Raw genomic sequence first — 6,953 nt, 5'->3', positions numbered from 1 at the left:
GTCTCCGAGACCGTCAGCCCGTCGGCGTCCGACACGCTCGACCCCGGCGAGACGGCCGCGATCACGGCGAACTGCCCGACGGGGACGACCGTCACCGGTGGCGGCTACGTCACGACCCCCACCGCCATGTCCCCGCTCCCGGTCGTCATCTCGAGCGAGGCGACCTCGCCGACCGCCTGGACGGTGACGTTCAACAACACCGGAACCGCCGGGGCGCTTGTCACGGTGGAGGCCGTCTGCCTGGAGCTTTCGCCGCCTCCGACCCCGTGACGCCGGGCGGTCGCCCTTCCTCCGGCACGCCGGAGAGGCAGTGAGCGCGTCGCCCGACCCCAGGAGCCGGCCGGCCCCGGACCGCACGCCGCGGTCCGGGGCCCACGCGCGCCCTAACCCGGGGCCAGCGCCCCGTTGCCCAGTCCCTCGCCCGCCAGTTCGGCGATCCGCGCCGTGAGGTCGGCGATCTCGCGGGCGCAGGTCTCGAACTCCCGCAGGGTGCGGAACGCCGCCCCGTACCGGCGCTGCTCGTCGATGTCCATCTGCGGCACCCGCGCGCCCCGCCCGTCGAGGCGGAACGTTCCGCTGAGCGAGGTGGAGCGGCGGACGTTGGCCGACGAGCGCAGGAAGCCGCGCAGGTAGTCGGTGTCCAACTGCTCGCTGGCCGAGGCCGGTTCGTCCTCCCCGTGGGTGACCAGCCCGGCCCGTGCGAGTTCGGCGACGCTCACGGTGGACCCGTCCAGGGAACCGGGGCCCCGCCCCGCGGTCAGCGCGGGCAGCAGCGGGCCGAGCCGCGCCAGCCGCTCGTCGAGCTGCCGCCGCAGTTCCTGGTACTCGGCGGCGAAGTCCCGGGTGGAGTCCTCGACATGGCGCCCGGGGGTGAGGTCGACGGTGTCGTCGAGCAGATCGATCAGGGCGATCTCCGCCGTCTGGGCGGGGCCGGGATCCAGCGGCCCGTCCGGGTCCTCGCCGGTGAGGTCGACCATCCGCACGGCGGTGGCCGTGTCGCCGGGGCCCGTGGGGCGGCGCAGGTGCCAGAGGTGGACGGGCTGGGCGTGCGAGGCGGCGGTGCCCGGGGCGAGCGCGGTGACCTGGGTGAGGATGCCGCGCCGCACCAGTTCCGCCCTGATGCGGCGGCCCGCCTTGCGGTAGGCGACCGAGGCGGGCATCACCATCAGCACCCGGCCGCCGGGGGCGGTGTGCGCGTACGCGTGCTGGAGCCAGGCGAGTTCGCTCTCCGCCCGGGACGGCGTGCCCAACTCCCAGCGGCGGTCGAGCAGGAGCTGTTCCCGGCCCCAGTCGGTGTCCCCGACGGGCGGGTCGCAGACCACCAGATCGGCCTTGAGCTCCGGCAGCCGGTCCTCGCGCAGCGAGTCCCCGACCGCGATCTCCACTCCGGCGCGGCCCGTCAGGTCGGCCCGCAACTGGGCGAAGCGCGCGCTGTGCGGATCGATCTCCTGCCCGAGGCGCCGCGGTCCGCGCTCGGGTCCCACGCACAGGAGCAGGGTGCCGATCCCGCAGGCCGGGTCGAAGACCACGGCGTCCTTGGCCACCCGTCCGGCGAAGTGGCGCACGGCCCGCACCACTCGGGCGGTGGTGACCTGGTCGGACGCGGCGCGGCGGACGGAGTCGGTGAAGCGTTCCGCGAGTCCGGTGACGAGGTCGGCGGCTGAGCCGCGGTCGAGCAGGCGCCCCACCAGCCGTACGGCCTCCTCGGGGAGCGGGGTGAGCGCGTCCGGGTCGTCGACGTGCGCCGCCGTGTCGGCGAGGGCGGTGACCATGTCGTCGCCGTAGGCGCCGCGGAGGGTCTGCCAGAGCCTGACCTCCTCGGAGACGTCCTGCCCCTTGCGCTGGCGCTCCAGCCAGGAGCGGATCTCGGCGAGGTCGAAGAGCGGACTGTTGGGGCCGCCCCCGGCCGGTTCCGGGAAGTCGTCGTACCGTCTTCGCCAGTTGGAGACGGCGGCGCGGGTGACGCCGGCGAGACGGGCGATCTCCGAGCCGGTCACCAAAGCTCCTGCCGCCTGGCTCCCAGCGCTGTCAGTCATGGCGCACACCGTACACAGCACCGGGGGAACTGTTCAACGAAGGGGCGTTGACACCGTTCACGTGGATTGCTCCTAACGAGTGAAGTGCGCCATAGGGGCGGATGCGGAGGTTTGGCCTCCGCCCGGCCGGTGAGGCGCAGGCGCATGTCAACGGCGACCTCCACCGCTCCTCGGACGCACTCCGCGCTTCGGACGCACTCCGCACCGGACCAGGGCCTGGGCGCGCCGGCCTCCCGTGACGCGTTCTTCGACAACGCCAAGTTCCTGGCGATCCTCCTGGTGGCGATCGGCCACGCCTGGGAGCCGCTGCGGGAGGGCGACCGCGGGGTCCTCGCTCTCTACATGTTCGTCTACGCCTTCCACATGCCGGCGTTCATCGTGGTCTCCGGCTACTTCTCCCGGTCCTTCGACGCCTCGCCGCACCGGGTCCGGCGGCTGGTGACCGGCTTCGTCGTGCCTTACGTCCTCTTCGAGACCGCGTACGCGCTCTTCACCCGCTGGAGCGACGACGACCCCGGACGGCCCGTCACCCTGCTGGACCCCACCTATGTGACCTGGTTCCTGGCGGCGCTGTTCGTCTGGCGGCTGACCGCGCCGCTGTGGCGGTCGCTGCGGTGGCCGCTGCCGGTGGCGCTGGGGGTGGCGATGCTGGCCGCCCTCTCGCCCTCGATCGGCGAGGATCTCGACCTGCAGCGGGTGCTGCAGTTCCTGCCGTACTTCGTCCTCGGGCTCGGTCTGCGGCCGGAGCACTTCGCGCTGGTGCGGCACCCGGTGGTGCGGGTGCTGTCGGTGCCGGTGGCGGTGGCGGGCCTGGCGGCGGCCTGGTGGGCGGTGCCGCGGATGAACTACGCCTGGCTCTACCACAGCAGTGCCGCGCAGCAGCTGGGCATGCCGTGGTGGGCGGGGCCGCTGATGACGCTGCTCCTGTTCGGCTGCGCCATGGCCCTGGTCGTCTGCTTCCTCGCCTGGGTGCCTGCCCGCCGGACGTGGTTCACCGTGCTCGGCGAGGGGACCCTGTACGGCTACCTGCTGCACGGCTTCTTCATGAAGTTCCTCGCGCACACGAGCTTCTACGACCTGCTGCGGCCCCACGGCGGCGCCGGCCTCCTCGTGGTGACGGTGCTGGGCGCGCTGGTGGTGACGGCGCTGTGCACGGCGCCGGTGCGGCGGCTGTTCCGGCCGGTGGTGGAGCCGAGGACGGACTGGGCGTTCCGCGGGCCGCGCGAGACCGTCCGGCGGTAGACGGCCTCGCGCGGGCCTCCCGTGCGGGAGGCGCGCTGTCAGGCGAGGGGTGTCCGGGCGATGACCGCCCAGGTCCGGTGCGCGACGCGCAACGGGTCCCCGGGGAAGCGGTCGCGCAGGACGGCGGTGAGTTCGTCGGAGAAGGCCCGCACGCCGTCCTCCGGGAGGCTCGCGCCCACCCCGGCGCTGGCGCGGATGCGGCCCACCCAGTCCTCGGGCCGGTAGGGGACCTCGAGGTCGAAGGAGAGAGTCTCGATGTCCCGGAACCCGGCGGTCGCCAGGTCGGTCAGCCAGCGCGGGTACAGGCCGGTGCCGCCGGCCATGGACCAGTCCGGGTTGTGGGCGAGGATAAGTTCCTCGGTGGCGGCGACCACGTTGCCGGGCAGCGGGAGCCAGTCGAAGTGGGCGATGACCACGTGGCCTCCCGGGCGCAGCAGCCGCCGGACCTCGGCGGCGGCGCGGGGCGCGTCGAACCAGTGCCAGCACTGTCCGGCCGTGACGATGTCGAAGGCGCCGTCCGGCAGACCGGTCGCCTCGGCGGTTCCCACCCGGTACTCGACGCCCACGCCGGCCTCGGCGTCCAGCCCCCGGGCCTGTTCGAGCAGCGGGGCCGCCGGGTCGACGCCGGTGACCCGGCCGCCCGCCAGGGCCATCAGACGGGCCAGGCTGCCGGTTCCGGTGCCGATGTCCAGGACGTCGCGGCCGGACGGCTCGACGCCGTGGCCGGCCAGGCGGGTGACGAGTTCCGGGGGGAAGCCGGCGCGGTGGCGTCGGTAGTCCTCCGCGGTGAGCCCGAAGTCCGGGTTGCTCCGGTCACTGCGCTCCATGGGTGCTCCCTGTACTGCGAAGACGTTCACACAAGATCGTCCGCCGATCCTCGCGCACGGCCCGGGGGCGGGACAGGACGCCCCGTGGAGAGTTGGGTCACAGGGGTGCTGCGGCGCGCGGGGTGGACGTGGTCCGATGGCGTCCATGGACGCCACGACACTGCTGCGGGAGACGCTGACGCTGACGGAGAGGGCGCCCGGGCGGGTGGTCCTCGGCATCGCGGGGGCGCCGGGAGCCGGGAAGTCGACCCTCGCCGAGCACTTGGTGGCGGCCGCCGCCGCGCGGCTGGGGCCGGGCGCGGCGGCGTACGTCCCGATGGACGGCTTCCACCTCTCCAACCTCCAGCTGGAGCGTCTGGGGCTGACCGGCCGGAAGGGCTCCGAGCCGAGCTTCGACGGCTGGGGCTACGCCGCGCTGCTGCGGCGGATCCGGGAGGGGGGCGACGAGCCGGTGTACGCGCCCGGCTACTCGCGCACCCTGCACGAGCCGGTGGCGGCGCTCCACGTGGTGGAGCCGTCGGCGCGGCTGGTGGTCACCGAGGGGAACTACCTCGCCGTCGGGAAGGGGCCCTGGCCGGCGGCCAGGGCCTGTCTGGACGCGCTGTGGTTCCTGGACACCCCCGAGGCGGTGCGCGAGGAGCGCCTGCACGGGCGGCACACCTCGACCGGTTTCACCGCCGAGGCGGCGCGGGCCTGGGTGGCGGGCAACGACCGGCCCAACGGGGAGCTGGTGGCCGCCACCCGGGACGCCTGCGACCGGGTGATCACCGTGGAGGGACCGCTCGGTCCCCGGTGAGCTCCCGGCGCGGTGGGCGTCATGCCGGGCGGCGGCCGAAGCGGGCGAGGAGGTGCCAGACCTTCTTGAGCGCCTGCGGATCGTGCTCCCCGGTACGGGCGGCCGCGCCGACGACCGCCGGGTCGATCCGGCCGTCGACGGCGATCCGGACGCCGAGCTCGACGGACCCGGGGCCGCGGTAGCCGGGACGACGCCTCAGTTCGTCGACGCCGAGGACGAACCCGGGGTGCCACTCGACGGGGCAGGGCAGCGCGCGGGCGGCCTCCTCCACCGGTGTGGAGCGGTAGCAGGAGTCCAGGACCAGGGCCTCGACGTCGCGGTCGAAGCGGACCGGGCCGTGGACGTGGGCCTCGACGTAGTCGTCGAGCGCGTCCGCCTCCCGGTCGGCCTCGGCCAGGCCGACCAATGCCGAGCAGCGGTCGGCGACGCCGAAGTCGGTGGGTTCGGCGGCGCTGTCCGGGTAGCAGAAGGTCGCCCGCCGCAGGGCCGCCGAGGTCAGCCGGAAGTACGAGGACCCGAACCGGGGCGCGGCGCCCATCGGGTCGTGACGGTGGTTCAGCGCGCCGTAGACGGGCCGGTGCACCGCCTCCACGGCGTCGTAGACCCCGCCGAAGATGCGGCTCTCCCACCGCCACCGGTCGCCGCCGGGATGTGCCGTCAGGCCGCCGTTGCTGGTGCCGGTCACGAACTGGGAGAGGTAGATCCCGTCCTCGGCCATCGCGGTGAGGACCGGTCTGCCGCCGGGCAGCAGCCGGTCGGGGTGGAAGTGCGCCGTGACGCGCGTTCCCGGCGCGAGCGGTCCGCCCGCCGCCCGGGCGGCGACGTGCCGCAGCGCCGCCTGGTACACGGTGGTGCCGACGTCCGTGGTCATGCCCGCCAGTCTGGCCAACGGGGGCATCCCACGTCAGCCGCATTTCCCGACGGCTCCACGAGGCCCCGCGCCAGGAGTCGCGAGCGGCGTGCCGTGCCTGCGGCCACTCCCCTGCGCTGCCCGCACGCGCACGGCCCGGACGTAGGGGGACCGGCCGGCCACCGCGCCGCGCCCTCGTCGGGGACGCGGTCCCGGTACCTTCGCGGTCCATGACCGTGTCCCGCTACCGCTACGTCGGTCCCAAGGAGTTGAGTGCCCTGGCCCGGCCCGGGCGCAGGGGCCGGGCGTTGCGCGGGCCGGAGGATCTGCGGGAGGCAGGGGCCGGTGAGGTGTTCACGTACGTGGTGGACCTCGACGGGGTGATGCGGCTGGCCCCGCGGCGCAGCGAACACGTGGTCTGCGCGGGCGGGGAGCCGGTGCTCGGGGCCGGGGAGATCTCCTTCCGGCCGGCCGGCCGGCACGGGGAGCTGGGAGGTGGCGGAGGTCGGCAACCTGTCGACGGGCTACTGCCCGGACCTGGCCTCCTGGTCCGCGGTGGCGACGGCGCTGGACCGGGCCGGGATCCGCCGCCCGGACGGCTTCACGGAGCCGGTGGTGTTCCGGTGGTGTCCGGGGTGCGGGCAGGTCCAGGTCGTGCGGGACGCGCACTTCGTGTGCGTGTTCTGCGACGCGGACCTGCCCCCGGAGTGGAACGGCGGCCTGACGGGGCCTCAGTAGAGCTTGGCGACCGAGGTGCGGGCGGTGGTGCGGAAGGCGGTGACGGGCGCGTCCTTGAAGCGGCCCATCTGGCCCCACTGGACCACCGTCACGGTGCGGTCGTCGCGGCCCACCGAGAAGAGGTGGACGTCCCGGGTGTACTCGGTGGTGACCTGGACCGCGTACAGCTGGGCGCCCTCCTCCACGTTGAGGCGGCCGAGGTCGCGGACCTTGGCGTCCACGTCGGGGTACTGCGCCTCGGTCCGCGCCGCGCACTGCCGCACGCTGCGCCGCAGCAGTTCGGCCAGGCTCCTGGCGGAGGCGCGGTCCTTCTCGACGACGGTCACCTGGCGGGCGCCTGCGTCCAGGTCGGTCCAGAACTCCCGGTACCGCGAGGTCGCCCCGGGGAGCGCCTGGCCGTAGCAGAAGGGCACCGGGTCGGGCACGCCCGCCGTGCCCGCGCCCGCGTACCAGTCGGACGAGGG

7 protein-coding genes and 1 pseudogene are annotated in these 6,953 nt (G+C 74.5%); 4 read left to right on the top strand and 4 right to left on the bottom strand.

The window, feature by feature from the left end:
* Positions 1-270: pseudogene (locus ACOV8S_RS07915) on the top strand (hypothetical protein); the annotation flags it as partial.
* Between the two features lie 113 nt (positions 271-383).
* Here the strand turns inward: ACOV8S_RS07915 and ACOV8S_RS07910 are convergent.
* On the bottom strand, positions 384-2,036 hold the full coding sequence (locus ACOV8S_RS07910) for an N-6 DNA methylase (protein WP_448316943.1): 1,653 nt from the start codon (positions 2,034-2,036) through the stop codon (positions 384-386).
* Between the two features lie 144 nt (positions 2,037-2,180).
* On the opposite strand from ACOV8S_RS07910, the gene ACOV8S_RS07905 reads away from it, so the two are divergent.
* A complete protein-coding gene (locus tag ACOV8S_RS07905) occupies positions 2,181-3,278 on the top strand; it encodes an acyltransferase family protein (RefSeq protein WP_448316942.1) in 1,098 nt (365 codons plus the stop codon).
* A 38-nt stretch (positions 3,279-3,316) separates the two neighbouring features.
* Here ACOV8S_RS07905 and ACOV8S_RS07900 read toward each other — a convergent pair whose 3' ends face one another.
* On the bottom strand, positions 3,317-4,105 hold the full coding sequence (locus ACOV8S_RS07900) for a class I SAM-dependent methyltransferase (RefSeq protein WP_448316940.1): 789 nt from the start codon (positions 4,103-4,105) through the stop codon (positions 3,317-3,319).
* A 145-nt stretch (positions 4,106-4,250) separates the two neighbouring features.
* Between ACOV8S_RS07900 and ACOV8S_RS07895 the strand changes: the two genes are divergently transcribed.
* Positions 4,251-4,901, top strand: a complete 651-nt coding sequence (locus ACOV8S_RS07895) for a nucleoside/nucleotide kinase family protein (protein WP_448316938.1) — start codon at positions 4,251-4,253, stop codon at positions 4,899-4,901.
* Between the two features lie 19 nt (positions 4,902-4,920).
* Here the strand turns inward: ACOV8S_RS07895 and ACOV8S_RS07890 are convergent, their stop codons facing one another.
* Positions 4,921-5,772: a DUF3626 domain-containing protein gene (locus ACOV8S_RS07890; protein WP_448316937.1), complete on the bottom strand. Its 852-nt coding sequence runs from the start codon at positions 5,770-5,772 to the stop codon at positions 4,921-4,923.
* Positions 5,773-6,246: 474 nt separating this feature from the next.
* On the opposite strand from ACOV8S_RS07890, the gene ACOV8S_RS07885 reads away from it, so the two are divergent.
* Entirely contained in the window at positions 6,247-6,489 is a 243-nt protein-coding gene (locus ACOV8S_RS07885; RefSeq protein WP_448316936.1) for a hypothetical protein, read from the top strand.
* Here the strand turns inward: ACOV8S_RS07885 and ACOV8S_RS07880 are convergent.
* Positions 6,483-6,953 (bottom strand): hypothetical protein (locus ACOV8S_RS07880; protein WP_448316934.1); only part of this gene is annotated, 471 nt, incomplete at its 5' end. The two genes, ACOV8S_RS07885 and ACOV8S_RS07880, sit on opposite strands and share 7 nt — an antisense overlap.

This window comes from Streptomyces sp. CO7 (genome assembly GCF_053474865.1).
This window is presented reverse-complemented; position numbering and strand designations above follow the sequence as displayed.

What these genes read in the sequence shown, in the direction of transcription:
- ACOV8S_RS07910 (WP_448316943.1), bottom strand. Translation starts at nt 2,036, where the DNA reads ATGACTGACAGCGCTGGGAGCCAGGCGGCAGGAGCTTTGGTGACCGGC.
- ACOV8S_RS07905 (WP_448316942.1), top strand. Translation starts at nt 2,181, where the DNA reads ATGTCAACGGCGACCTCCACCGCTCCTCGGACGCACTCCGCGCTTCGG.
- ACOV8S_RS07900 (WP_448316940.1), bottom strand. Translation starts at nt 4,105, where the DNA reads ATGGAGCGCAGTGACCGGAGCAACCCGGACTTCGGGCTCACCGCGGAG.
- ACOV8S_RS07895 (WP_448316938.1), top strand. Translation starts at nt 4,251, where the DNA reads ATGGACGCCACGACACTGCTGCGGGAGACGCTGACGCTGACGGAGAGG.
- ACOV8S_RS07890 (WP_448316937.1), bottom strand. Translation starts at nt 5,772, where the DNA reads ATGACCACGGACGTCGGCACCACCGTGTACCAGGCGGCGCTGCGGCAC.